Origin of the sequence: Candidatus Methanoperedens sp. (genome assembly GCA_012026795.1) — an archaeon.
In the GTDB taxonomy this organism is placed as follows: Archaea; Halobacteriota; Methanosarcinia; order Methanosarcinales; family Methanoperedenaceae; genus Methanoperedens.
On record VEPM01000001.1, the window covers coordinates 61,924 to 86,949 of the forward strand.

Sequence of the window (25,026 nt, forward strand, 5' to 3'; positions counted from 1 at the left end):
ATAAGTATATTCAAATATTAGCCTGTCTTCGTTCTTTTTTTGTTATAATAATATGCCACCATGCCAACCGCAATCCATGCTCCTGCAAACATAATAGCATTAAGATTCAAATAAAGGGCAAGTATAAAGCAGCATAATAATCCGAGTACCGGCGGGACAGGGTATAGTGGTATCTTGAATGTACGGTCTGCATGAGGCATTTTTCGCCTTAACCGCACCGCGCTTAGATTAATAAAAAAGAAAGTCAGCAATGTTCCGAAGTTAAAGACCGAAGCAAGCCATTCCAGATCGCCCCGGGTAATAATAACAATTAATGCAATTATAACCCCAGTTATCAGTATTGTGAGGAAAGGAACACCATTTTTTGATACTCTTGCAAGTGAACGCGGGATCACATGCTGTCTTGCCATTGCGAACAGAGCCCTTGAACCGCCAAATATGGAAGCCATAACAACGGATGCTGTTGCAAACAGCGCAGAAATAGAGATGAATTTAAGCAGGAAAAAATTATTTGTCGCGACCCTCATTGATTCCTCCAGCGGTGCGCTCGAAGCGCCCAGGGTCTTCCAGTTCAACAATCCTACCTCAACCGCCGAAACACCGATATACAGCAACGTACTTATTCCAAATGCAAGCATTATTGCCCTTGGCACTGTCTTCTCAGGGTTCCTTATTTCTTCAGAAAGCACTGTAACCGTATTGAAGCCTATGAACGCAAAGAAAATTATTGCAGCGCCTGAAAGCATCCCGGCAAAACCTCCGGGGAAAAATGGATGATAATTGGAAAAATCCCCGCGTGAAAATATGAAAGATCCTCCTACAATTATGAAAAGCACAAGTGCCGTAACCTTCAGTATCACCAGTAAATTGTTTGTGCTTGAAGCTTCTTTTGTTCCTTTGAGGTTTAGCAGCATGAACAGCAAAGGCAACGCTGCCCCGATGATTATTATTACATTTTGCATGGCCGGGATTCCCACAAAATATGTAAAGTATGTTGCGAATCCTATGCTAACTGCGCTTGCTCCGACTATATAGTCAAATGATTTGGTCCAGCCGACCAGGAATCCCCAGAATTTCCCGAACGCCTTATCTGCATAAATGTAGGAGCCTCCGGCTTCGGTAATAAATGAAGATAGTTCGGCAGAACTCAATGCTGTAAGAAACGCAGTAGCCCCTGCAATCATAAATGAAATTATGACAGCAGGCCCGGCTATCCCTGAGGCAACACCGCTCAGGACAAAGATTCCCGCGCCGATTATTGCGCCGATACTTACGTTCGTGGCCCCCAGCAACCCCAGACTCTTTTTCAATTCAGGCATCTATACCCCCGATTTTTATTAGCCATTTATATTCCCCCTATTAATTCCTGGCTTGTTCACCAGATGTTTACCGTATAAAATTTTATATTATAGTAAACGCCCATTAAAGTAATTATTTATTATACTATTTAAATATTGTATCATGCGGGAGCCCATCCAATAAATCCAACTTTACGAATTGTGCATTGTTTTTTGAAGGCTAAGATTCCATCAATTGACAGGATTAACAAGATTAACAGGATAGATTTCTTGCATTTCATCCTGTCAATCCTGTTATCCCGTCTAATTATTGGATGGGCTCATCATGCGGGTTCTGTCAAGTTTGATAATATTTATATATCATCAACTCTTCATCTAACTTCCTCTAAGGGAGCAACATATGAAAAAGGAATCAATACTTCCGGAATCAAGAGACACTGCTTTCAGGGATCAGGTCTTAAAAACCCATGTCGGAGAGAAAATCCTGACCTGCATGCAATGTGGAACATGCGCGGGTTCCTGTCCTGTCAGTCACGAAATGGACTATACACCGCGCCAGCTTGTGCGCATGGTGCAGCTTGGCCTTAAAAAAGAAGTGCTTTCAAGCAACACGATATGGATATGCACGACATGCTTCTCATGCTCTGTCAGGTGTCCGAGGGGAATTCATCCGACAGAACTTATGGAAGCGTTAAAACCAATAGCTGTAGCTGAAGGAATAACAAATAAAAATGCAAAGTTCGATAACATTTTTTCAAATATAATTAAGAATAGCGGCAGGGCTTCTGAATTCCTTCTTATTTCCAGATACAGCCTGGCTGAGCCTGGAATGATAAAACAGCTCCCGTTTGGACTGTCAATGATGACAAAAGGAAAATTGCCGTTATCTATCGACAGGATGGAAAATACCGGGGAACTGGAGGCTATTTTTAAACTTGGGGAACCGAAGAAAGAAATCAATGGGATCAAAGAAAAAGAGACTGGAAAAGAAAAAGAGCCAGAACCAGCTAAAACCGAAGAAAATAAAACTGCAGAAGCGGAGACCAAAAAATGAAATATTCCTATTATCCCGGCTGCGCTTCGCATGGAACCGCGGTTGACTACCGCAGTTCTGTGGAAGCTGTATTCAGCCGCCTTGGCATCGGACTTGAAGAAGTAAAGAACTGGAACTGCTGCGGCGCTTTGCATGTTCCGGATAGAACTGTAAAGACGGCTCTTTCTGCAAGGACACTTGCATCAGCAAAAGGGCTTGATATGGCAACACCATGCAACCTGTGCTATTCAAATCTGATGCGTGCCCGGACTGAACTCCAGGACAGCACCCTTAGAACCAGGGTCAATGAAGCTCTCACCGAAAAATATGATGGTAACACAAAACCAAAACATCTTCTTGAAGTGATCGTTAAAGATCTTGGATTGCCTAAACTTCAGGAACAGGTTAAAAAACCCCTTAAGATCAGGGCTGTTCCTTATTATGGCTGTCTCCTGACACGACCGGAAAATAATTTTGACAGCACTGAGAACCCAAGATCACTCGATGATCTTATTTTAAGCCTTGGAGCAGTGCCTGTAAAATATTATTATAAAACCAAATGCTGTGGAGGCCCGATCCTGATAACGAATGAAGACCTTGCCCTCAATCTTGCAAAGGAGCTACTTGTAATGGCAAAAGAATCTGGCGCTGATTGTATAGTTGTCACATGCCCTATGTGCCATCTTCAGCTTGATGCAAAACAAAAAGAAGTGGAATCTAAATACGATATTAAAATCGACCTGCCAGTTATTTATTTCACGCAGCTTATCGGGCTTGCCATGGGTCTTGACCCGAAGAATCTGGGGCTCTCCCAGCATCTTGTTCCAACCGATAAATTGATCACAAAAATCGGAGGGAAATAATGACAGAAAATGAACATCCAAAGATCGGCGTGTACCTTTGCAGGTGCGGAGGCAATATCGGTGATGTGGTTGACCTCCAGGCAGTTGCGGATAAGCTCAAAGAAGATAAGAATGTTACTGTGAATATCCAGGATTACCTTTGCAGCAGCGTTGGGCAGGATAAGATAAAAAACGATATAGAGAAGGGAAAAATCGACCGTGTTGTAATAGGTTCATGTTCGCCAAAGCTGCACCTTGAAACGTTCAGGGGGATGGCGAAAAATGCGGGACTTAATCCCAATCTTCTTGAAATAACGAATATCCGGGAACAGGCAAGCTGGGTTCATGACAGGGACAGTAAGGAAAGCGTGAACTCAAAAGTAAAGGGCCTGATAAAAGGCGCTGCGGCCAGGATGGGTTCAATAGAGCCGCTGACACCTCTTACAAAGGATCTTGTGGACAGGACGCTTGTTGTGGGCGGAGGGATTGCCGGAATAACAACAGCACTTGAGCTTGCTGATTCGCATGAAGTGATATTGATAGAGAAACTGCCATATCTTGGCGGCCACATGATAGGCCTTTCAAAAACATTCCCTACGCTTGATTGCTCGCAGTGCATCCTTACACCGAAGATGGTTGCGGTTCACAATAATCCCCGGATCACAATGTTCACACAGACTGAAGTTGCAGATGTCCAGGGAAGCCCGGGGGATTATTCCATTACCCTGAAACATAGCCCGCGCTATGTGGATATCAAGAAATGCATAAACTGCGGCGCATGTGCAAGGAAATGTCCGGCTGGCGCAATATTTCTTCCATTTGCCCAGGCTGTCCCGCAGGCGTACATGATCGATATGTCAAAATGCAAGAATTGCGGCGTATGCGTAAAAGTATGCCCGCGCGATGCGATAAATCTTGAAGCAAAAGAAGAAACAAGTACGATTTCCGTGGGCGCAGTTACGATCGCGACCGGATTTGAACCTATTGACCCGTCGTTTATAGAAGAATATAATTATCCGTCTCCAAACATTCTCACTGCTATTGAATTTGAGGAAATGTTATCAGCAAAGAGCAGGACCGGGATGAGATTACAGAAAGCTGACGGGACATTCCCGAACAGGGTCGCTTTCGTACTGTGCGCAGGGAGCAGGGATTTCACAGGCAAAGGGAGAAAACATTGTTCCAGAGTCTGCTGCATCTACTCCCAGAAGCAGGCGCAGCTTGTGAAAAAAATGAAAGAGGACGCAGAGGCCTGGATTTTCTACATCGACATGCGTTCTGCCGGAAGGAGGTTTGAGGAATTCTATAACCACACTCAGGAAAAAGGTGTTAATTACGTACGTGGAAAGGTCGCGGAAATAATTCCCAAAACAGATGGCACTCTCATGGTACAGTACGAGGATACCAATCTTGGCAGGAAAGGCCGCGAAATATTTGATATGGTCGTACTTTGTCCTGCTCTAATCCCCCCAACAGGCACAAAAGAAATCGCTGATAAGCTTGGAGTATCTCTTGGCGATGATGGTTTTATCGAGGAAAAGCATGTCAAGCTTGACCCTGTAAACACACTTAACCAGTCTGTATTTGCGGCAGGATGCGTGCTTGGCCCCAAGGATATCCATGATTCTGTTACTGAAGGAATAAGTGCAGCCCACAAGGTTTCTCAGTTCCTCGGTAAAGGCATGATACTTATCCCTCCTGAGAAACCGCAGATATTTGAGTGCAACGGGTGCGGTGATTGTGTGAAAGCCTGTCCGTATAATGCGCTTGCTCTTGTTGGTGGAAAAGCGACGTTGTCGCCTCTTGCCTGTACAGGCTGCGGAATATGCGTGCCCGCCTGCCCGATAAAAGGCATCGAGATAAGAAATTTCACACGCGGCCAGTTAAAGGCGCAGCTTCAGGGAATACTGAGTGAAGCTTCCGGTGTTATCGTGTTCATCGACCCGTATGCTTATGCAGCGGCTGATATTGCAGGAGTTAACAGGAAACAATACTCCTCTCTTATCAGGTTCATGAGCGTTCCTTCCATACATATCCTTGATTCCGATGTGGTCAATGCGGCTTTTGAATATGGCGCAACTGGTGTGATGCTCATCGAAGGGACGACGGATGAGAAACTCACATCGCGCTCTGATGACCTGTACAAGAAGCTCAAGAAAGATACTCGAAAGTATAAAAAACCGTTCAGGTATTCACATATTGAGACTGCGCAGTATGAAAAATTGACTGACCTTTTGAATGTGTTCGCTTCACAGGCGGGAGCGAAGGCTGAGAAGCGGGGGAGGAAGGAAAAAGGGGAAAGCTCTGAAGTGGGAGAGGAATGAAATTATTTTTAATTAATAACTGTGACACAACAGGCACAGTTAAATAATCCAGTTATGGTTAAAGTAATATCATCAGTATAATGGAACCCTGGGAAAAGAAAAGAGCATTTTGCGGTATTTGCGACCTACTACGTATCCGAATTCTTTTAAATTCAATTAATGTCAAGCCAACAAGTCCTGCTGCCCGTCCGATATAGAAAACGTTACATATTCAGTTACTGAATAATTCAGTAGGTGAATAGAATGAAGTTTATCGACCGAAGAGAAGAAGTCGGATATCTGAAGGAAGCCGCCGAGTTGTCCCAGAGCAAGCTTTTTACTGTTTCCATTACTGGCCTTCGAAGAGTGGGAAAAACAAGGCTCATCCTGAAATTATTATCTAAGGATGACCTGTATTTTTTTGTAAACAAAGACAAGGAAAGCACAAGTAACAGAAGAAATATTATTTGCAGAGTGCAAATGGCAGGATAGGGTTGATGCGAAAAAGATTTTGGCACAGCTTAAGGGAAAAGTACAGTATGTAGAATGGCACAAAGACAAGAGAAAAGAGCGCTACGCTATTTTTGCGAAATCATTTAGAGAAAAAATAAAAGAGTCTGATCTAATGCTGTTTGATATAAAGGATATTGAAATAGCTATGAAATTATAAAAATTTGGGAGTGTAATTTAAGTCGAACAAGAGAGAGCGGTTTCCCACTCTGTCTCTTCCAAGAACCGTAAGTGCGGCTTTCACCGCATAAGGCTCAAGTATTTGGTCACCCTTTAAACCGGGCAGCAGTTATTTGTCATGGTCTCAATTCAGGCTGCTGAACACCTCTCACCACAACGGGCTGTTCTGCATACATTTCACAATAAGGGACATGCAAAGGAGCTATATCAAGAACCTTGCTCACTCGCCCGGATATGATATCGACCTCGATGTCATTATTAAAGACAATATCAGGATCAATGACAGAGTTGTTCCTGACCTGCTCAGGAAGCTTGAACTCAGGGTAATAGACATGCGGAAAGAAGAGGAAAAAGAAGCCAGAGAAGCAGCTTAAAGCAGCCTCGACAGCGGTAAGGGGAGGCAAGTTTGTACCGAGGAAGAAATCCAGAAGGCTATGTCCTATCCGATTGCCATCATCATCGGGAACAGAAGGATGAGGACCTGCCCGTTTCATGACGAACAGATACCAAGTTTATCAGTGAATCACAAGAAGAACATGTGGCGGTGTTTCGCATGCAGCCGCAGCGGAAATGTGATTCAGCTTGTAATGGATATGGAGGGCATCAGCTTCACAACCGCGGTGAGATGACTTTGTAACAAGTGAGAATTACTGCATTGATCTGAAAAGGCTAAGCATCTCATGGAGCGTCAGTTTGTTGGTGAAACCTTTAAAAAAGAACTGCTTTTCACTCTTGAACTCGAGCAGTATAATATGATAAATTAGACTTCGTTTATAGGCTGATTTGACCTTAATGTCTTGGAAAATGTGAATGAAGGCAAGGATTACTTATGCTATATAAATTCAGTTTAATTCAAAATATAAACATGTAATCTGGTGTCGCTCTTTTTGAGCGATGATTCATCATACGATCCCTCAATCTGAAAATTATCCAAAACAATTGTACGACGATACTGGGAATTTCAGGAAACTAAGCCATTATTATATTCCTCCATCCATTTCAAAAACTTTTTGTAAGTGTCTCAATTTATTTTAACAAAACTATATTTCCCATTCCTCTTCTTCTCCTTTCTACCAAATTCTTGCTTTCCAATAAATCTAAAGCCCTGCTAACGTTCGATTTTGAGAGTTCAGTCCTTTCTATCAATTCGCTTTGATTTATGATTCCCTCTGATTCTATTATCGCTTTGTATAATTTTTGTTCATCATCTTTCAATGTTTTTGCAGTCTCTTCCCATTCATTCTTTCTCTCTTCCAATACTATTTCACCGGCAGGTTTTTCAACCGAATTATTTCCAACTGAATCAAAAAATAGTAAATACATTCCACTGATACAGAGAACAAAGGATGATACAATAAGAACAAACACATCTGTAAGTGTGAAAAATCCTTGAATCTGACTAACTGCCGCATTACTACCTTGTATAAAGATTTGAATTGGTGTGGGGTTGAGAAGTTTTATTCCAAAAATGAATATTGATGAGACAAACAACACTGCCATAAATACAGTTCTTCCGTGTATTCTTTTGCTTTCCATCATTTTACATCCTTAAATAAAAAGAAAGGGTGCCTTATTTTGCTGTATCCTGGTCTAACGATTCAATGCTCCGATCCCAAACTCCTATATCAGATACTTTGGGTTCTGAACTTTGTTCAACTGATTTTACTGTTTCACTGTTCATGTCTATTGTAACTTTATAGTATTTACCTTCAATTTCAAAGGTAATAATTTTTGTATCAATTTTGTTCCCTGTTCCTGCCTGACCTATCCCTGACATCTTGTAATCCTTCCCCGCAATGAGTTCCTGAAATCTACTATCTCTCTTGGCAATATCAAGCAATTTATTTCGCTCTAACTCATCCTTTGCTTGTACTTCCTCTATTTCTTCTTTTGTCAAGTTATGCACTCCGATTATGTAGTTCGTTCTGCGGTCTGAAATACTCCATGTCCGTACCTCTCCTTCTGGTACTTCGGGCATAATGAAGGTCTGCACTACTTTACCATCTCTATCTATTACTACGCTGCCGTTCTGATCAACAACCGCTCTGAATACAACAGGCTTCTCCTGCAGCACTGTTCCTGCTCCTAAGGCACTTCCTATGCCTGCCAGTAATAATCCCATCACTGTCAGGCTGCCAATCAGTTTCAATCGGTCTTTAATTCTTTTCTCCATTTTCTTTTCACCTCTATATATTTCGCAGCCACTTTTAGTGGCTCTGTTTTGTCTGTAGGTTGAAACACCATAAATATCATGTATATGAAACCAGTTTCCAACTGGTTGCCAATAATGTTTTGTAAAGAGTCATTCATAATCGCATCGCATACTCTGCACTGTCAGCAACCCATAAAACCTAAGTATTACCTCAAATCTGGGTTTTTGTTAGTATCACAGAATCGGATAGTGGGACTGGATCGCCTATCCAGCGTAAGAAATCTTCAATGTGTTCTTTTACCTCAATGATTTGGCACAGAAAATATAAGTTAAAGCCTATTGCAAAAAATAAAATACGGGAGAGGTCTCCCGTTTAATTTCCCTTTTCAATAAAACTGCCCTGAATGATAATCGATTCCGTTCTTATCAACTTGAACCTGTGACCATCCGTTAACGCTTGGATAGAATCTACTATCAAATCTGGCATTTGCATTGACAGTTCCAATTTGTGTATTCCACGATGCGCTGCTGCTGAATGCTCCTACACTCCAGCCTAGAGCTGTGTTAGAGTATGCACTTGAATCACTGGAGACATAGGTAACTTGCACACCAGGGTCGTAGTGGAAATAACCTGATGCCGTTAAGCTATACAGTACTATTCCAAAGATATTTTTTGCTTCAATTGTAGTCCAGGTATGCTTGACAACGACCGATGTGATTTCTCCGCTGATTTTATAGAAGTCTTCATTAGTAATTCTGAGTGTCTGTGCCACCGCCTCTTCTGTATTATTTTGTACAGATTTAGTAGATAGTATCTCTTCCTTCTTTACAGAATTTAGAAGAGATGGGCTAAGCTCTTTTGTTTGTAAAGTGCTTCCATCGTTTATGATCTCCAGATATTTCACTACGTTTCCTTTTTTAAGGAAAAATATCTCATCGGTTATACCGTTAGAATTACCTGTAGCTAGTAATTTTATGGCATCCCAGGCAGTATTCTGGTAGTTATACGCTAACTCCGTTGAGTTTAGTGGGTTCGCCTGTGCGCTCGCTGCTGGCACAAACACCATGCTCAACAGCAACATTGCTGTGAAAAGTGTGCCCAGTGCCCTCCCTTTATGTTTCATTTTATTCATGTTTTTCCTCCTTATTTTTATTCCTCGCCTCATCAGGCACAACTGCGCAAGCTTTAAGTGACCCCAAAGCGTACCAAACCATGCCTTCGGGCAAGTCTTGGGGTTCAGTTGCTCTTGTGGAACTGCTGAACCCCATACTCTGGGCTATGCTTTAGCGTATATTTAATCTTCGTAAACGGGCTAAATTATCCTTAACGGCTTGGAAAATTTCAGAGAAAGGGCAAAGCTTGTTGATATTATTCGGATTAAACTTTAAGGATAGGTAAGCTGTTTTTCAGATTTTCAGATATAAAGCCCTCCATTAATATCAATAACCTGCCCTGTTATGTAATCTCCTTCATGCGATGCCAGGAATGCAACAGTTCCTGCGACTTCGGATGCTTTCCCGAGTCTTCCAAGCGGGATCCTGGCAACGACCTTTTCCATTGCCTCGGCAGACATGCCTTTTACCATATCCGTTTCAATGAACCCTGGCGCTATTGCGTTCACAGTGACACCTTTTCCCGCGAATTCCCTGGCAAGCGCTTTTGTCAAACCTATCATCCCGGCTTTGGATGCAGCGTAATTTGTCTGCCCGAAGTTACCCATCCTGCCTATGACAGATGAAATATTCAATATCCTGCCATACTTCCTTTCAAGCATTCCGTCTATGAATGCCTTGGTGCAGTAAAAAGTACCATCGAGATTCACTGATAAGACATCACTCCACATATCAGGCGTCATTTTAACGAAGGATTTATCCCTCACGATCCCTGCATTATTGACAAGGATATCCACCTTCCCGAATTTCTCAATAACCTCTTCACGCATTTTGTTTACCTGCCCGGGATCGCTCACATTCGCCTGGCACATGCAGGAATGGCATCCTTTTGATTCTATCAGGTCAGATATCTCCTTTGCATGTTCCTTACAATCCATTTTCCCGATCTTTTCAGTAATTTCTCCCAGGGAATCTGCCATTCCCATGCGGTCTATCAACTTTGAAACCATCTGGGCATGATCTTTTGTATTCTGGTAGTTAATAACAACATCAGCCCCTTCCTCCGCGAGCTTTATTGCAATTGCACGACCGATCCCCCTTGAACTCCCTGTTACAAGAGCCACTTTATTTTCCAATTTTCCTTTTCTATTTCCCTTCATAAATTCACCTTTTGACTACAATTGCAGCGCCCATCCCCCCACCGATACATAGCGTTGCAAGACCATTCGTACCATTTTTTCGTCTTAATTCATGCACAAGTGTGACAAGTATTCTTGTCCCGCTTGCACCTATTGGATGTCCGAGCGCAATAGCGCCGCCATTCACATTGACTTTATCAGTACTCCAGCCCATCTCCCTGTTCACTGCAATGCTTTGCGCTGCAAACGCTTCGTTTGCTTCTATGAGATCAAGCTGGCTGACAGAAATATCCGCCCGCTGCAAAGCTTTTTTGCTTGCACTGATCGGGCCTGTTCCCATAATATCCGGGGACACACCTGCGGTACCATAACCTTTGATAGTAGCCAGTATTTCCAGGCCTTTTTCCTTTGCTTTTTCTTCTGACATAAGAAGCACTGCCGCTGCCCCGTCATTGATGCCTGATGCATTTCCAGCTGTCACAGTCCCGTCCTTTTTAAAGGCGGGTTTGAGCTTTGCAAGAGCCTCTTTTGTTGTCCCGAACCTGGGGAATTCATCTGTATCAAATAGAACAGGCTCACCTTTTGGCTGCGGGGCAGGAACAGGAACTATCTCATCCTTGAACTTCCCGCCTTTAATGGCAGCTTCAGCTCTCTTCTGGCTTTCTGCCGAGAGCTCATCCTGCTCAGCCCGGGAGATACTAAATTTTGTTGCTATGTTCTCGGCTGTGACACCCATGTGATAATTATTGAAAATATCCCAGAGACCATCGTGTATCATTAAGTCCACAAGCTCTTCATTTCCCATCTTGGCTCCCCAGCGCGTTTTCCTTGATGCATATGGGGTTGTGGACATTGATTCTGTCCCTCCTGCCAGGATAACATCGGCGTCACCGAGCATGATCGCCTGGGTTCCCAGGATAACCGATTTTAAACCTGAACCGCATACCTTATTTACGCTGAATGATGGAACCTCATCAGGGATGCCTGCTGTTATTGCTGCCTGCCTTGCCACATTTTGTCCATGGCCTGCAGAGAGCACATTTCCCATTATGACTTCATTCACTTCACTCCCTGATGTTTCCGATCTCTTCATAGCTTCCTTCAGTACCACCGAACCAAGCTGCACCGGGCTTATCTCTTTCAGGCTTCCCCCGAACTTTCCTATCGCTGTACGTACAGCAGATACTATAACGACATTATTCATTATTTTGCCTCTACTTATTGAATTATAATAACAGTCCGCCGTCTACGCTTATCACAGCACCGTTAATGAAACTTGCTTCATCCGAAGCCAGGAATAACAGTGTGTTCGCAACGTCCGCTGGAGTGCCAAGCCTCTTAAGAGGCGTCTTTTCCCTCATCATTTCAAGTATTTTTTCAGGCACGGTTGCTGTCATCGGGGTATATATGAATCCCGGCGCAACCGCATTTACCCGTATGCCTTTTTTCCCCAGTTCCTTGGCAAGTGTCTTTGTCATACCCACTAAACCGGCTTTGGTTGCAGCATAATTCGTCTGCCCTACATTACCATACAGGGCAACTATTGATGAAATATTTAAGATCACTCCGCTTCCCTGGGAAATCATTTGTCCGACAACTGCCTGGATACAATTAAAAGGTCCTTTCAGGTTGATATTTATAACTTTATCCCACTGTTCTTCTGTCATTTTCACTACAAGAGCATCCTGGATAATCCCGGCATTATTTATTAATACATCTATTCTGCCATATTTTGCTACTGTTTCTATCACGACCTGCTTTGCTTGTTCCCTGTTGGAAACATCGAGTCTTGCAAAAAAAGCCTCCCCTCCTGCATTTTTTATTAATTCGACCGTTTCTGTCCCTCCGTTTTCATTTACATCTGCAATTACGACTTTAGCGCCTTCTTTTGCAAACAAAATCCCGGTCTCTTTACCGATTCCGCTTCCACCTCCGGTGATAATCACTACTTTATCTTTTACCCTCATGTAATTCCTTCTTTGATTTTCTTTTAGATGTCTTATTTTTAATATTGGGTCCGGGAGTTATTTCTTCATCAAGACCTGACCTTGGGGTTAACCATTTTGAGATCCGGGGGCAGACTTCTTTCTGGGATTTTGATCCCACGAATATGCCTATATGACCTGTGGGAAAAACCACCATCTCTTTTTCTTTGCTTGATACAGCATCATTGAGCGGTATACTTGCTTCGTTTGGTACAAGATGGTCAGTTTCTGCCATTACATTGAGAAGAGGCATGGTTATGTTTTTCAGATTGATCTTTTTTCCATCGAGTTCAAACTTGTTCTGTATTAGCAGGTTTTTCTGGTAACCGTCTTTAAAGAACTGCCGGAATGCTTCGCCAGCCTGGTCAGGGCTGTCGAAGATCCATTTTTCCATTCTCAAAAAGTTCTTCACTGTTTCTTCGTTTCGGATAGTGCAAGCCTCATCGCCGGGTTTACATTCTATCCGGTCGAACATTCCCACATATTTGTCGATCATGAGCCTGAATGGGTCTGTCAATAAGAATCCTGAATTCAGGAAATCTCCTGGTACTATCCCGTAGTAATCAACGATCTTATCAACGTCGAGATTTTTTGCCCAGATATGAAGAAGTCCTTTTTGTGTATCAAAATTAACAGGCGCTACAAGTGTTATGAGATTCTTGACTTTTTCAGGATGTAACGCTGAATACATAACAGAAAAAGTCCCACCCTGGCAGATCCCCATAAGTGTGATCTTATCCAATCCTGAACGCTTTCTTACTAAATCCACAGCATTATTTAAGTATCCGTTGACATAGTCATCTAATGTGAGATACCTATCCATTCCGGAAGGGTATCCCCAATCAATGATATATACATCAAAACCATCATCTAATAGCTTCCTGACTACACTTTTATCCGGCTGAAGGTCAAGGATATAATAACGGTTCACAAGAGCATATACCATCAATATCGGTACTGGATGGGTTTTCTCCACAGTTGGTAAAAAATGGAGAAGTTTCATTTTATCTTCAGTATAGATTATTTCATGAGGTGTTGTGCCAACTGATATTTCTGGCAGTTTCAAAAGTATTTGAAATCCGCTCATTAATTTACTGTATTCCTTTTCTATTGAACTAAGTTCATACATAATCTCGACCCCTTGGAAATTGAATGATTATTTATTCCCGACTAATCCATCGATCCTGCCGGATAGTTCCTTTACCTGCTTTTTCAGGGAATATAATTCCTTATTTAATTCATCTATATCGGATTTTGTCGGAAGGTTGGATGGTTTTAGATAATTTTCTTCAAGCATTTCCCGGTTATATTTTTGAACATCCAGGAAATTTGATGTGAATTTTCCCATATCCGAAGAGAAATGGCCTGATTTCATGAATTCTTTGAATGTTTCACTATATGATTCCATCCAGGAATTATAAAATTCCTTATAACTTTCCGTACCTGTCTTGCCTTCTAAAGTTACCCTTTTTGCATTCATTCGCTTCATTGCTTCCATGGAAATATCCTGGAAATCGATGACTGTATCCATCCATGATGAATATAGGCTAAAGAAAAGAGGAAAACCTTTATATATTTTTTCGGTTTTCTCCCGTAATGGCCCTACCGCTGGAACTTCGGATATCTTGCCTAAGGTTGCTTCATAAGTTTGTACCCACATGTCAAGAAATTCATGTGTGGATTCAAATTTTGTCTCTTCCATATTCATACCTTTGTAGCGCTTGCCATACGGCTGAACGAATTCATCCACATTTTTGACATCTTGATCGATGTGTCCGAATAAGTCTGATATGCGCTTTTTACAGGTTCCATCATATCTTTTAATGGACCCACAAGAGGAACGCTTTCAAAGATATCTTTAGAAGTCTTTTCATACATATTTACCCAGAGATTATAGAACTCCTTAAAAGTTTCAGGATCAGTGGTCAGTTTCGACTGGTCTTTCATTTTTTCAGACATCTTTTCAAGTGCTTCCGTCCAGGATTTGAAGAGGTTTATACTGACATCAGTGCTCTCTTTAAGATTATCCAGTATTTCTTTTGAAGGTGTCATTGTCTTGGGGTCAAACACCTTTGAAGAGGCTTCTTTGTAGGTATCAATCCACAAATCATAAAATTCTTTATATGTTTCAGGATTCGCCTCACCTTTAGATAATTTTGCCATTTGATCTGAAAATTTTTTGATGGAATCATCTGATGGAGTATATAATTTAGAATACACTTCTTTGATTTGTTTTGCCATCTTCGCTATTGACTCCGAATAGAAGTCAGGTATCCCTGTATAACGTCCGAAAGCATTTCTCTGATATTTGATTGCAGGATGTTCATTGATATCATCGATAACTTTTTCATAAGTCTGCATCCAGCTATCATAAATCTCCTTGTATTGTGCAGGATCACTTCCGTTATTCAGGACATGCGTTGTCTTCTTTGAATTTTCCCCGAACTCCTGGATCCAGGACATATAAACTTTATTCGACTCATCTGCAATTTTAATAAAATCTTCGAGTGCTTCCCTTGGTGAGGAAATCTCGGCCTGAAAGATCTTACCATATGTATCATTATATGTTTTTATCCACTCTTCATAAAATTCTTTATATTTTATTGGTGAAGCGTTCATGGACATATCTGCCATTTTCAAAGAATTATCTCCAACGAACTCTATAAACGGTTTATAAAGTTTAATGTTTGAGTCACTCCACAACTTTAAAAATTCGTTCGAATTATCTACCCACAGGTTGATAGCATTCTTTACTTCACGCATTTCGTTTGCTAATTTCTCCTCACTTTCTTTAACCATATCTGTTTCACTCCATTTAATTTATTTTATATCGATGGCAATAAAAATAGGCAATATACAATTAAATTATATAAGCCCCCATTTCGATGTTGTTTAATATTCATTATTATGATATATAAAGTTTTTTTCTTATATTAATAATGTAGAATTGCGGGTACAAAATCCATTGGTGTCAACGTAGTTAAAAAATATCATTAAATTTTATCTGTATCCCTTAAAAATTTTATAAAAAATTTAATTATTAATTTAACATTCGTCTTAAAATAATATTTACGTGATAAACTCTCTAAAGAGCGAAAACTATATGAATACCCGACAACAATCATTTTTAGGTGAGTTAAATGGCAGTTAGTAAAAAAATCCCGGATGAAATATTTAATGAAAGGGCACAATATCTTGGTAATATAGATGAATTATTGTTTGAAATATATGATGAAGAAGTTCTTAGAAAAAATACCGGCACGCGGTCAGAATCTGCTCATATCTGGAAAATTGGCATTAATGACATTGCACAAAAGATCAGTGTTGCAGATCAGATTTTAGAAAACAAGGAATATCAGACATATATTGAATCGACACATCCGGAACAGATGTCAACAAGCAAAATCTCGGCTATTGAGAAAAAATCAATAGATGGGGAATTAAAGAAATTTAAACATATAAGTAACGTATAAAATTATTAACGTATAAAATTATTAACCTATTCAACTTCTAAACAATAAATCCATTCGGAAAGGGGTATACAATTTTCAGGAATACATTCCAGAGAGCAGCCAGTGCATGGTGAAAACAAGTCCTTGGTCATTAATAAATTGAAATTCTTTGCTTTTTTTTCCTTTTTTACGATGGCTTTGAGCAGGTAGGTCTTGTTCCCTTTTGAGGAATCCTGTTCTCTTGTGATCAATCCGTCTTTTTCGAGCTTTGTGACAATCCTCGAACATTTACTGCTATCTATTTTGGCGTTTTTCCATAGTTCGTTCTGGAAAATGCCGTTTTTCTTTGATTGTATCAGCTTCAGGATCTTTTCTTCAATCTCCATTCTATTCCCCTACTCTACAGGACTTAACATGATAATATTATTTCCTCTCAGGATGACAGAACCAAGGGAGCGCGATTTTACGCCCTCTATGATTTCATATGTATCATTCAGGTGCAGATTTAAATATTCATCTGCACTTTCAAGCTTTCCCTCAAGGGTATGTTTGTCTCCTTTCATCTCAACCTGTATAATCGTACCAATCAATGTCTGGACTTTTTTAGTGGGGAACAAGATATTTGCCTCTATTTTCTTTTATAATCCTTCATTTATCGTTTAGTACTTCAATTTTTGCATTGTCCATGAGACCATGGACTTTTCGGGGATGATCGAGTATTGTTATTCCTTCAAGTTCGCCTAGGATTTTCACGTTATTTGAATCAATATCACGGACTTTAATTTTTGTTAATCCACCTATTATCGCACCATAACTACATAATTGTACGCAAAATCCGCATCCATTGCATTTTAATAGATCGATCTGATCGGTAATTGCCTTATTCGGGCATTCTTTCATCGGCAGGCAAATCTCACACTTCTTACAGATCTCCCTGTCTATGAAGAAGGGCATTTTTGATTCTATATGTCCTTCGATATCAACGGGAACAATATAAACCGGGACATTTCCTTTTACAGCCTGAGCAACAGCATTTGTAACGAGAGTATCTGCTATTCCATACGCAAGTTTGGCTATAGTGTTTGAAGTTGCAGGGGTTAAGATAAGAGCATCATACTTTTTCAATAGCAATCTTCCGGCTTTCGGAAAGCTTGCACCCTGCTCCTGCTCATAAAAGCACTCTTCAAGATAGTTGCCGCCTGAAATATTAATTAGATCATTTCGCAATCCATACATTTTAATTACTTCTTCTGCGGCACGCGATACAAACGATGTAACCTTAAGTTCCCTGTTCTTTTCTTTTAATTCTTTAAAAACATCAAAGCTGTCACGTAAAAAATGTCCTGCGCCAGTGATACACCATGCAAGTTTCATTTTACGTTCTTGAATATTTCAGGTACTATTCTTCTTGCCACTTCCCGATATGCAGCCACAAGGTCGCCTTTATCGAACCTGAACACATCCTTGTCAAGCGATTCTCCGGTTGTCTTGTCCCAGAACCTGCATGTATCGCAGGATATCTCATCCGCAAGTATGATTTTACCCTTATGTCTTCCGAATTCAAGCTTAAAATCCGGGAGCAGAAGGTTCCTCTTATCCAGGTAATCAACAAGGATAGAGTTGATCGAAATTGCAATTTTTCGAATTTCCGAAAGTTCCGACCCTGTTGCAAGCCCAAGAGCAAGTGCGATATCATCATTGATCATAGGATCGCCGTGTTCATCGCTCTTATAATCGAAAACCAAAATCGGAGGATTAAGTTTCTGGCCAGTCTCAAATGGGTATTTCCTGACAAGTGAGCCTGCCGCGATATTCCTTACAATGACTTCGATTTTTATAATGTCCACAGCATCCACGACCATTTCGGTATCTGAAATCATGCTGTTAAAATGGGTTTTGATACCTCTGTCTTCAAGGAGCGTTAAGAGTTTCGCTGCGATCTGCGCATTGTAATATCCTTTCTTTGGCGCTTCGCTTTTCTTCTTACCATCAAACGCCGTAAGGCTGTTCCTGAATTCCATTATCAGCTTTTCAGGATCATCGGTTTTAAAAACGGTCTTTGCCTTGCCAGAATAAAGTTCCGAGAGCTTGATCATTATTTCCCTACTGGTATCTTTTTGGATATAAAGCAGACGGTTAAATTAATACACAACGACCGGAAATTGAACCGCAGTATTGCGATAATTTAGCTTTTATGTATTATTTTGCTCATAAAAAAAATTTCGGTAAATATATGTAGGTGGATTGTATTTATGTCTTAAAAAAATCAGGGAGACAACACAATGACAGAGGATAATGTAGTATTTATCGGGAACAAACCGGTGATGAATTATGTTCTTGCAATAGTTACACAGTTCAATAATGGAGCTGCGGAAATTTATGTAAAAGCAAGAGGAAAAGCAATATCAAGGGCAGTTGATGCTGTAGAAGTTTCAAGGAACAGGTTTTTGCCTGAAACAAGAGTAAAAGAGATAAAGATCGGGACAGAAAAAATTACAACCGACCGGGGAGATTCCAACGTTTCTACGATAGAGATTGTTCTGGCAAAATAGCTCCAACATTCTTGAAATATCACAATAATTATTTAACTTGAAAAATCATATGAATATTCAAGTGATCAAATGCCAACTACGGTAGAAATAAAGGGCGAGTTCGAGATAAAAATAAAGCGGTTGATAGATGCAGGATTATATGGGAACATGGCCGAAGCTGTTCGTGATGCTCTGCGCCATATGCTCCGGGAGTACGATGAGAAAGAGATTGCAGTGGGACTATACAGGCAGGGAAAAGTATCACTTGCCAAGGCAGCCGCAATTGCGGGGGTCTCAAATAACCAGAATGAAAAGCATCCTTGTTGAAAAAGAAATTAATCCCAGACTCGGAGTTGAAGGTGTCAAAGAATTATGCGAGGACTATGAAACCCTGAAGGGGACATCAGATTGATAGTGCTGGATACAAGCGTCGTAAGTGCCTTTTCTGAAATCAGAAGGTTTCCTCTGTTAAAAGAGATTTTAGATCGGTTAGGGGTAAACTCCATAATTCCGCATACCGTAGAAAAGGAAATTATCTTTTTGAAAAATATCTTATCTCACTGCATGATGGTGAATCAGGTGTTATCACACTGGCAAAAAAACATGACTGGATCGCAGCGCTTGATGATCTTGATGCCAGGAAGGTCGCAAAAAAGGAACATGTGAAGGTCACAGGCACACTGGGATTGCTTAAAATCGGGTATGAACTTTGCCCGATAAAAGATAAACCGGAACTTAAGAAAATAATAAATGATCTGATAGCCACAGGATTTTTTTTAACACCTGATATCATAGAAGGTATTCTGGATACAGAAAAGAAACCGAAAAATAGGATTTGAATATGGGCTATCATGCGGGCGAAAAAAACTATTATTATCACGGCTGTAGCTCAAGATCATAAAACTGGGGAAGTTATCGTGGTAGCATTTATGGACAGGGAAGCTCTCCATAAGACTATCGTAGGAAATAAAACGGATGATATAAAAAGCGATCAAGGATATCTCAAATTAGTTTTCAAATTCTTCCAGAGATTCTTTAGGTTTTATACTTGCATATATTGGATACATATTCAGATACATTTTTGGAAACTCGCTACTACTATATCCTTCCACTTCTTTAAAATTATGTTTTTTATAAAAATCTATGGAATTGACTTTAGAATCCACTGTTATATATCTGCAGCCAATTTCTTTAGAAATAGATATGGATTTTCCTATCGCGGCTAACAATAAGAATCTACCGATACCTATTCTTTCAAAACTCCTACCCACAGCAACCCTTCCAATTTTAATGGCCGGATATTTTGTATATTGGTAGTCAACAACTCTTTCATCTTCGTCTATTGATTGAACTCCAATCGTGTCTGCAAGTAGCGTTATATATCCAACAAGAGTCTCTCTCCAAAAACACAAGTAGGTTCTGCTTATCATATTTTCTTGATCTTCCAGGGCATCATTTGTCAAGAATTCGTTTAGTTCAGAACTTGTTGAATTAAAAGAAGATAGTCTATACCTCTGTGTCAATGGGAATATTTGTAGCTCATCATGAGGGATTTGAGCCATTAACCTTAAAATTTATGAGTTTTGTAGATATACATAGCTTCTTTGAACATCTTTTTCTGTTCTTCTGTTACTTTTGGATTATTCTCATTCTCCCAGAAGTCTTTTGCATCCTTCCCTGTGAGAATTAATCCTAACTCAATCGGCTTGGCCATTTTTCCTCATTTATTATTTTCATTTTATCTATGAAATATCACAATACTTCACTGGTTTACAATAATCTTACTATAGCTATTTCCCTATTTATATTATTCCCGTTTTTTCCCGTTTTTTCCCGTTTTTTCCCGTTTTTTCCCGTTTTTTCCCGTTTTTTCCCATTTTTTCCCATTTTTTCCCACCAAAAATCTGAATATTAGTTTGTGGTATTTTATTATAATCAATTATTCAATAAAATCAAACCCATTTTCTCAGGATAAAATGAAAATAAATTCCCCACCGTAATCAATACAACCCCGATCCAGAATATCAACAAATGTAAAGGACTATCCCTAAAACTCACAAAATTCAATATAATAATAACAAACCCAAAATGCAGGAGCGATGACCCCATCCTTGCAATATATCCTTCCTTTTCGAACCTGATGGATTTGCTCTTACTGATCGTCATTATAAGAACAACAGCCTGAACCACAGTCATTACCGCAAGGATAAATCCCAATCCCTTCTCCAATCCCGAAAAAACCGTAATGATCACTGTTATCCCCAGGATTGCAGCGCTGAATTTTACCAGGATATCCTGTTCAAAGAGCCTTTTAGGAATGCATAGCCCAAGTGAAATAAGAAGCAATATCAGGAACGGATAAAGGTATGAATTCATTTCATCAATATACTGGCTGTATTGTGCGGTCTGTGTCCACCGGGAATCGACAGCAAGGTAATTGTAATACGTAATCCCGTAAAGGCTTACTGCCCCTATTCCAAAAAGGATGAGCGTGGTCAGGATTATCAAATAAAAATCGTAATTTTTAAGCTTCAAGGCTGCACCACCGAATGTATTCCCGGGACAATATACGTAAGAAGATATGTAAATATCAAAGATGCAAAACAAATAATCCCAAGATATGCAGTAGTTTTCCACATTTTGCCTTTGCTGACATAAATACGGGAGTGCAGGTATGCGCTATAAAGCACCCACATCATTATCGAACCGCTGATCTTTGGGTCCCACCACCATGCGCTGTCCTTCCATGCTTCAATAGCCCAGGGGTATCCGATAAGCATGCCTGTAGTCAGAAGAATGTAACCGATCTTTGCATAACGATAAGCAATTTCATCATAGAACCTGTCTTTTCTAAAGAGCATGTAAACGCACGCTGCAAAAGTGATAATGAGGGATGCGTATGCAATAAACAGCATTGGCGGATGTGTCCACATATATGTTGAATTATAATAATAGTTTACGCGGCCATAGAGTGTTCCTGCTATCTCGAAAATCCTCATATCACTTGATAAGAGCAATGCATACCAGCGCGTTATTTCACCATTCACTATCGGAAGAGGGTCTTTGAAAGGATTTGAGAAAAAATATACAACAACGGAAAAAATTGATAATATCACACCGAGGAAAGACATTATATCTTTCCTTTTCGTAACGGTCAGGGCAAATATTGATGCACACATTGCCCAGAAGTACAGTTTTTCCGATTCTATCCAGAGAGGGATAGCGAACCTGCTGCTTTCAACAGGGATCATCCGGCCCATTTCAGAGGGGTACTCGATCAAAACATTATTGTAAATCTGGGTGTGGAACCATGCAAGCATTAAGAATCCGGTTAAATAAAGCCCTGTTGAAATATACAGGCATTTCATAAGATAATCATAATATTTGCTATTTTTTTTAATTGAATAAAGAATTGAAAATATCCCCTGGAATAATGATATTATAAGAATATATGTGATCACAGGCTGCCCGATCGTTCCCAGGAATTCCCTTGCTGCAATGTATTCCTCAAAACCCATTATAGATCGATCTCCATAACGGGTTTGCCACCAACTGTCTGGGGAGCAAGCCAGTCGATGACTGAAAAGAGCTCACTCAAATTCTGCGCCGATATTTCTACATTGATAGAACCCAGGCTTTCCTTTCCTGCGGGAAAATTCAATTTACCGATATAAGCAACCTGTTTATTCAAACGGAATTTTGTAGTATTACCTTCAATCCCGTTCAAAAAGATCTTGCGCGCCGTATCAAGGATCCGTTCTTCCCTTAAGCGCAAATGCAAAGTTCGTAAGCTTTCAAGACCGCCCTTGCCAGACAGTTCCGGGATTTCTGGTCCTTGAAGATTGAGTTCAACAGGGAAAAAGTTCGAAATGGCCTTTTCAACTTTCTCCTGCATTTCTGTGGGATTGACAGGAGCTGAAATTTTTACTGATACATTCATTTCTGATGCGTTCGTTACCGGTACATTCATATTTTTCCCAGCAATAGTTCGATTTGTTTCCGGAATTTCTCAATAGTTTCAATGTTATCGATAGTTATATCGGCTTTTTCTATGGCCTTATCCAGTCCCCATCCTTTTTCCCGTTCATCCCGTCTCTTTAGTTCTCCGGCACTATTCATGTCATCAGACCGGGCGCGCTTTCTTACCCTTTCAAACCGCATCTCAAAAGGCGTATGGATAGCTATGAGCATAAAATCATTACCGAATTCTTTTTTAAAATATTCTATTTCATTAATATTTCGTGTGCCATCAACTACGACAACAGGATTCTTGATCAGGCGTATTTTCGGGACACATCGCTTTGCGATTATATCCATTCCCTTTTCCCGCCGAAGTGAAGTTCCGGTGCCCCCGATATTTTCATCAGTTGGAGGCAGACCTCTTTGAGCAGTTTCTTCCCTTACAACATCCCCCATATTGACAACAGGAATTCCAAAATTTTTTGCTATAGCCGCAGCTTCTGATTTTCCCGATGCGGGCATTCCGACAAATGCAATGAGCTTCATGGAACCGATTAATTTAGCTGGAAGTTAATAAATCTATCCACCTAAAATTTATATGCTATTAGCCAAAAGTATAGGACATGAATGATGCAATTGCAAAGTCCCCGGTTGCAGGGGGGACAATTAATAAAGATCCTGAAGACGATATAGCTAAATTGCAAGAAACAGTTCAAATAATGAAGGACCAGATAAAAGACATGCATTCAAGGCTTCTTGAAGCAGCGGTCCTGAACAATAAATACATCCAGACTATCCAGGAATATCAGACACAGATAGAACAATTGAAAAAGCCGCCTCTCTTTATTTGCAGCGTCGTTGAGATCCTTGGGGATATGGCGCTATTAAGACAGCACGGCAGCAACCAGGAAATTGTTACAAAAATCCCTGATGATATGATCTCTGATATTGAAGCTGGCGCCCGTGTTGCTGTCACCGGCAATCTTGCAATCGTCCAGGTATTATCAAAATCAGTAGATGTAAGAGCGCGGGTCATGGAACTGATTGAAAGCCCGAATATCGATTATGATATGATCGGTGGATTGAAAAGACAAATAAATGAAGTCATAGAAACTCTTGAGCTTCCTTTAACAAATCCTGAGCTATTTATTGACGTCGGGGTCGAACCTCCTCACGGAATTATGCTTTACGGCCCGCCGGGGAATGGCAAGACACTTGTTGCAAAAGCCGTGGCTCACAGGGCAAAGGCGACTTTTATCAGGATGAGCGGAAGCGAGCTTGTCCAGAAATATATAGGTGAAGGTGCAAGGCTTGTAAGGGATGTTTTTGATATGGCCAGGGAAAAAGCGCCAAGTATTGTTTTTATCGATGAGATCGACTCGGTGGGAAGCAGAAGGACATACGATGGCACTACGGGTTCATCGGAAGTGAACAGGACGATGGTGCAGTTACTTTCCGAGCTTGATGGATTTGATGCGCGCGGGGACGTTAAAATAGTAGCTGCTACGAACCGTATCGATCTTCTTGATCCCGCTCTTTTAAGACCTGGAAGGTTTGACAGGATTATCGAAATACCCTCGCCTGACGCAGAAGGAAGGGAAGAAATATTAAAGATCCACATCAGGAACATGAAACTTGAAAATGTGGATATTGATGAGCTTGTAGAAATGACGGACGGTTTGAGCGGCGCCGAATTAAAGGCTATCGTCACTGAAGCTGGAATGTTCGTAATAAGACGGAAAGGAAGAGCAGTCAACATGCAGGACTTCAAGGATGCCTACAATAAGCTGATCATCAAGGAATCGAAAGAAGAAGTTGCGGGAATGTTCGTGTAAATTATGCAGCATGAAATAATGTATAAGCCGGCTTATACTTTGCTTGAGGTAAAGCTGGAAGCCGGGGAACGTATCGAAGCTGAATCCGGCGCTATGGTATATATGTCGCCGGGGATCGAGATCGCAACTAAAGCAAAAGGCGGCGTGTTTGGCGCGCTTACCAGGGGTTTACTTGGAGGTGAGTCTTTCTTTACAAACAGTTTCACTGCAAAGTCAAAAGGCATCGTGGGACTTGCGCCACCATACCAGGGCGACATCGCCCATCACAGGTTGAATGGCGAGACGCTTTTTGTCCAGAATGGCAGTTACATTGCCTCATCTCCTGAACTGAGCCTCGATACCAAATGGGGTGGAGCAAAATCATTTTTCTCGCGTGAGGGTTTATTTCTCCTGAAGATGGCTGGAACTGGCGACGCCTTCATTTCCAGTTTCGGCGCAATACACGAAGTCAAACTGACCGGGGAACCTTTCACTATAGATACCGGCCATATGGTAGCTTTCACTGAAGGGCTGGATTATACAGTAAAAAGAATTGGCGGTCTCAAATCAACAATATTCAGCGGCGAAGGGCTTGTGGCTGAGTTTCGGGGAACAGGAACTCTTTATCTGCAAACAAGGAGCATGAACTCATTTCTTGACTGGCTGATGCCGTTTTTGCCAAAGGGCGGGTAATAAAAAGGAGTACAAATCTTT

General features: G+C 40.8%; 31 protein-coding genes. 12 read left to right on the forward strand and 19 right to left on the reverse strand.

Translation table 11 applies throughout. From position 1 onward, the window contains the following. Positions 1-17 precede the first annotated feature (17 nt). A complete protein-coding gene (locus tag FIB07_00385) occupies positions 18-1,319 on the reverse strand; it encodes an amino acid permease (GenBank protein NJD51306.1) in 1,302 nt (433 codons plus the stop codon). Positions 1,320-1,698: 379 nt separating this feature from the next. Here FIB07_00385 and FIB07_00390 point away from each other — a divergent pair, with 379 nt between their 5' ends. The 6 genes from FIB07_00390 (at position 1,699) to FIB07_00415 (ending at position 6,795) form a co-directional block, all read left to right on the forward strand. Beyond that, positions 1,699-2,352 carry a 4Fe-4S dicluster domain-containing protein gene (locus tag FIB07_00390; protein ID NJD51307.1) on the forward strand — a complete coding sequence of 218 codons (654 nt, stop codon included), beginning with the start codon at positions 1,699-1,701 and terminating at the stop codon, positions 2,350-2,352. Next, a complete protein-coding gene (locus FIB07_00395; protein ID NJD51308.1) occupies positions 2,349-3,194 on the forward strand; it encodes a disulfide reductase in 846 nt (281 codons plus the stop codon). Before FIB07_00390 ends, FIB07_00395 begins: the two co-directional genes overlap by 4 nt. Beyond that, the gene (locus FIB07_00400) at positions 3,194-5,497 is read left to right on the forward strand and encodes a 4Fe-4S dicluster domain-containing protein (protein NJD51309.1); all 2,304 of its coding nucleotides are present in this window, start codon (positions 3,194-3,196) and stop codon (positions 5,495-5,497) included. The genes FIB07_00395 and FIB07_00400 overlap by 1 nt, the downstream gene beginning before the upstream one ends. Positions 5,498-5,740: 243 nt before the next feature. Next, complete coding sequence (locus FIB07_00405; GenBank protein ID NJD51310.1) at positions 5,741-5,968, forward strand: hypothetical protein; 228 nt, start codon at positions 5,741-5,743, stop codon at positions 5,966-5,968. 311 nt (positions 5,969-6,279) lie between these two features. Beyond that, positions 6,280-6,540 (forward strand): hypothetical protein, encoded by a 261-nt coding sequence (locus FIB07_00410; protein NJD51311.1) that lies wholly within the window; start codon positions 6,280-6,282, stop codon positions 6,538-6,540. A gap of 60 nt (positions 6,541-6,600) precedes the next feature. Next, positions 6,601-6,795: a hypothetical protein gene (locus FIB07_00415; protein NJD51312.1), complete on the forward strand. Its 195-nt coding sequence runs from the start codon at positions 6,601-6,603 to the stop codon at positions 6,793-6,795. Between the two features lie 397 nt (positions 6,796-7,192). Here the strand turns inward: FIB07_00415 and FIB07_00420 are convergent, their stop codons facing one another. The 9 genes from FIB07_00420 to FIB07_00460 form a co-directional block, all read right to left on the reverse strand. Next, positions 7,193-7,705, reverse strand: a complete 513-nt coding sequence (locus FIB07_00420; protein ID NJD51313.1) for a MarR family transcriptional regulator — start codon at positions 7,703-7,705, stop codon at positions 7,193-7,195. Between the two features lie 31 nt (positions 7,706-7,736). After that, the gene (locus tag FIB07_00425; GenBank protein ID NJD51314.1) at positions 7,737-8,339 is read right to left on the reverse strand and encodes a hypothetical protein; all 603 of its coding nucleotides are present in this window, start codon (positions 8,337-8,339) and stop codon (positions 7,737-7,739) included. A 365-nt stretch (positions 8,340-8,704) separates the two neighbouring features. Further along, entirely contained in the window at positions 8,705-9,451 is a 747-nt protein-coding gene (locus FIB07_00430; GenBank protein ID NJD51315.1) for a hypothetical protein, read from the reverse strand. A 282-nt stretch (positions 9,452-9,733) separates the two neighbouring features. Then, positions 9,734-10,591 carry a 3-oxoacyl-ACP reductase FabG gene (locus tag FIB07_00435; GenBank protein NJD51316.1) on the reverse strand — a complete coding sequence of 286 codons (858 nt, stop codon included), beginning with the start codon at positions 10,589-10,591 and terminating at the stop codon, positions 9,734-9,736. Positions 10,592-10,595: 4 nt separating this feature from the next. Beyond that, positions 10,596-11,774: an acetyl-CoA C-acetyltransferase gene (locus FIB07_00440; protein ID NJD51317.1), complete on the reverse strand. Its 1,179-nt coding sequence runs from the start codon at positions 11,772-11,774 to the stop codon at positions 10,596-10,598. Positions 11,775-11,796: 22 nt separating this feature from the next. Beyond that, positions 11,797-12,537, reverse strand: coding sequence for a 3-oxoacyl-ACP reductase FabG (gene fabG, locus FIB07_00445; GenBank protein ID NJD51318.1), 741 nt, complete (start codon positions 12,535-12,537; stop codon positions 11,797-11,799). Beyond that, on the reverse strand, positions 12,521-13,684 hold the full coding sequence (phaC, locus tag FIB07_00450) for a class III poly(R)-hydroxyalkanoic acid synthase subunit PhaC (GenBank protein NJD51319.1): 1,164 nt from the start codon (positions 13,682-13,684) through the stop codon (positions 12,521-12,523). The genes fabG and phaC overlap by 17 nt, the downstream gene beginning before the upstream one ends. A 27-nt stretch (positions 13,685-13,711) precedes the next feature. Then, positions 13,712-14,305, reverse strand: a complete 594-nt coding sequence (locus FIB07_00455; GenBank protein NJD51320.1) for a hypothetical protein — start codon at positions 14,303-14,305, stop codon at positions 13,712-13,714. Then, on the reverse strand, positions 14,260-15,354 hold the full coding sequence (locus FIB07_00460; protein ID NJD51321.1) for a hypothetical protein: 1,095 nt from the start codon (positions 15,352-15,354) through the stop codon (positions 14,260-14,262). Before FIB07_00460 ends, FIB07_00455 begins: the two co-directional genes overlap by 46 nt. 341 nt (positions 15,355-15,695) lie before the next feature. On the opposite strand from FIB07_00460, the gene FIB07_00465 reads away from it, so the two are divergent. Beyond that, positions 15,696-16,028: a hypothetical protein gene (locus FIB07_00465; protein NJD51322.1), complete on the forward strand. Its 333-nt coding sequence runs from the start codon at positions 15,696-15,698 to the stop codon at positions 16,026-16,028. A gap of 26 nt (positions 16,029-16,054) precedes the next feature. Here FIB07_00465 and FIB07_00470 read toward each other — a convergent pair whose 3' ends face one another. The 4 genes from FIB07_00470 to FIB07_00485 are packed head-to-tail and all read right to left on the reverse strand — an operon-like array spanning position 16,055 to position 18,100. Then, positions 16,055-16,393: a MarR family transcriptional regulator gene (locus FIB07_00470; GenBank protein ID NJD51323.1), complete on the reverse strand. Its 339-nt coding sequence runs from the start codon at positions 16,391-16,393 to the stop codon at positions 16,055-16,057. A gap of 9 nt (positions 16,394-16,402) precedes the next feature. Beyond that, entirely contained in the window at positions 16,403-16,624 is a 222-nt protein-coding gene (locus FIB07_00475) for an LSM domain-containing protein (protein NJD51324.1), read from the reverse strand. A gap of 31 nt (positions 16,625-16,655) precedes the next feature. After that, positions 16,656-17,381, reverse strand: coding sequence for a dihydromethanopterin reductase (acceptor) (locus tag FIB07_00480; protein ID NJD51325.1), 726 nt, complete (start codon positions 17,379-17,381; stop codon positions 16,656-16,658). After that, the gene (locus tag FIB07_00485; protein ID NJD51326.1) at positions 17,378-18,100 is read right to left on the reverse strand and encodes a phosphoribosylaminoimidazolesuccinocarboxamide synthase; all 723 of its coding nucleotides are present in this window, start codon (positions 18,098-18,100) and stop codon (positions 17,378-17,380) included. The genes FIB07_00480 and FIB07_00485 overlap by 4 nt, the downstream gene beginning before the upstream one ends. A gap of 189 nt (positions 18,101-18,289) precedes the next feature. Between FIB07_00485 and albA the strand changes: the two genes are divergently transcribed. From albA to FIB07_00500, 3 genes are all read left to right on the forward strand, one after another. After that, a complete protein-coding gene (albA, locus tag FIB07_00490; protein NJD51327.1) occupies positions 18,290-18,559 on the forward strand; it encodes a DNA-binding protein Alba in 270 nt (89 codons plus the stop codon). A gap of 69 nt (positions 18,560-18,628) precedes the next feature. After that, positions 18,629-18,865 carry a hypothetical protein gene (locus FIB07_00495; protein NJD51328.1) on the forward strand — a complete coding sequence of 79 codons (237 nt, stop codon included), beginning with the start codon at positions 18,629-18,631 and terminating at the stop codon, positions 18,863-18,865. A gap of 335 nt (positions 18,866-19,200) precedes the next feature. Further along, entirely contained in the window at positions 19,201-19,377 is a 177-nt protein-coding gene (locus FIB07_00500) for a DUF3368 domain-containing protein (GenBank protein ID NJD51329.1), read from the forward strand. A gap of 168 nt (positions 19,378-19,545) precedes the next feature. Here FIB07_00500 and FIB07_00505 read toward each other — a convergent pair whose 3' ends face one another. From FIB07_00505 to fliE, 5 genes are all read right to left on the reverse strand, one after another. Further along, positions 19,546-20,100, reverse strand: a complete 555-nt coding sequence (locus tag FIB07_00505) for a GNAT family N-acetyltransferase (GenBank protein ID NJD51330.1) — start codon at positions 20,098-20,100, stop codon at positions 19,546-19,548. 373 nt (positions 20,101-20,473) lie between these two features. Next, positions 20,474-21,073, reverse strand: coding sequence for a hypothetical protein (locus FIB07_00510; GenBank protein ID NJD51331.1), 600 nt, complete (start codon positions 21,071-21,073; stop codon positions 20,474-20,476). Next, positions 21,070-22,056, reverse strand: coding sequence for a cytochrome C biogenesis protein (locus FIB07_00515; protein NJD51332.1), 987 nt, complete (start codon positions 22,054-22,056; stop codon positions 21,070-21,072). The genes FIB07_00510 and FIB07_00515 overlap by 4 nt, the downstream gene beginning before the upstream one ends. Then, a complete protein-coding gene (locus FIB07_00520) occupies positions 22,056-22,478 on the reverse strand; it encodes a hypothetical protein (protein ID NJD51333.1) in 423 nt (140 codons plus the stop codon). Before FIB07_00520 ends, FIB07_00515 begins: the two co-directional genes overlap by 1 nt. A gap of 26 nt (positions 22,479-22,504) precedes the next feature. Continuing rightward, entirely contained in the window at positions 22,505-23,044 is a 540-nt protein-coding gene (fliE, locus tag FIB07_00525) for a flagellar hook-basal body complex protein FliE (protein ID NJD51334.1), read from the reverse strand. 77 nt (positions 23,045-23,121) lie between these two features. On the opposite strand from fliE, the gene FIB07_00530 reads away from it, so the two are divergent. Both FIB07_00530 and FIB07_00535 read left to right on the forward strand, forming a co-directional pair. Next, positions 23,122-24,333, forward strand: a complete 1,212-nt coding sequence (locus tag FIB07_00530; protein NJD51335.1) for a proteasome-activating nucleotidase — start codon at positions 23,122-23,124, stop codon at positions 24,331-24,333. 3 nt (positions 24,334-24,336) lie between these two features. Beyond that, complete coding sequence (locus FIB07_00535) at positions 24,337-25,005, forward strand: TIGR00266 family protein (GenBank protein NJD51336.1); 669 nt, start codon at positions 24,337-24,339, stop codon at positions 25,003-25,005. Positions 25,006-25,026 lie beyond the last annotated feature (21 nt).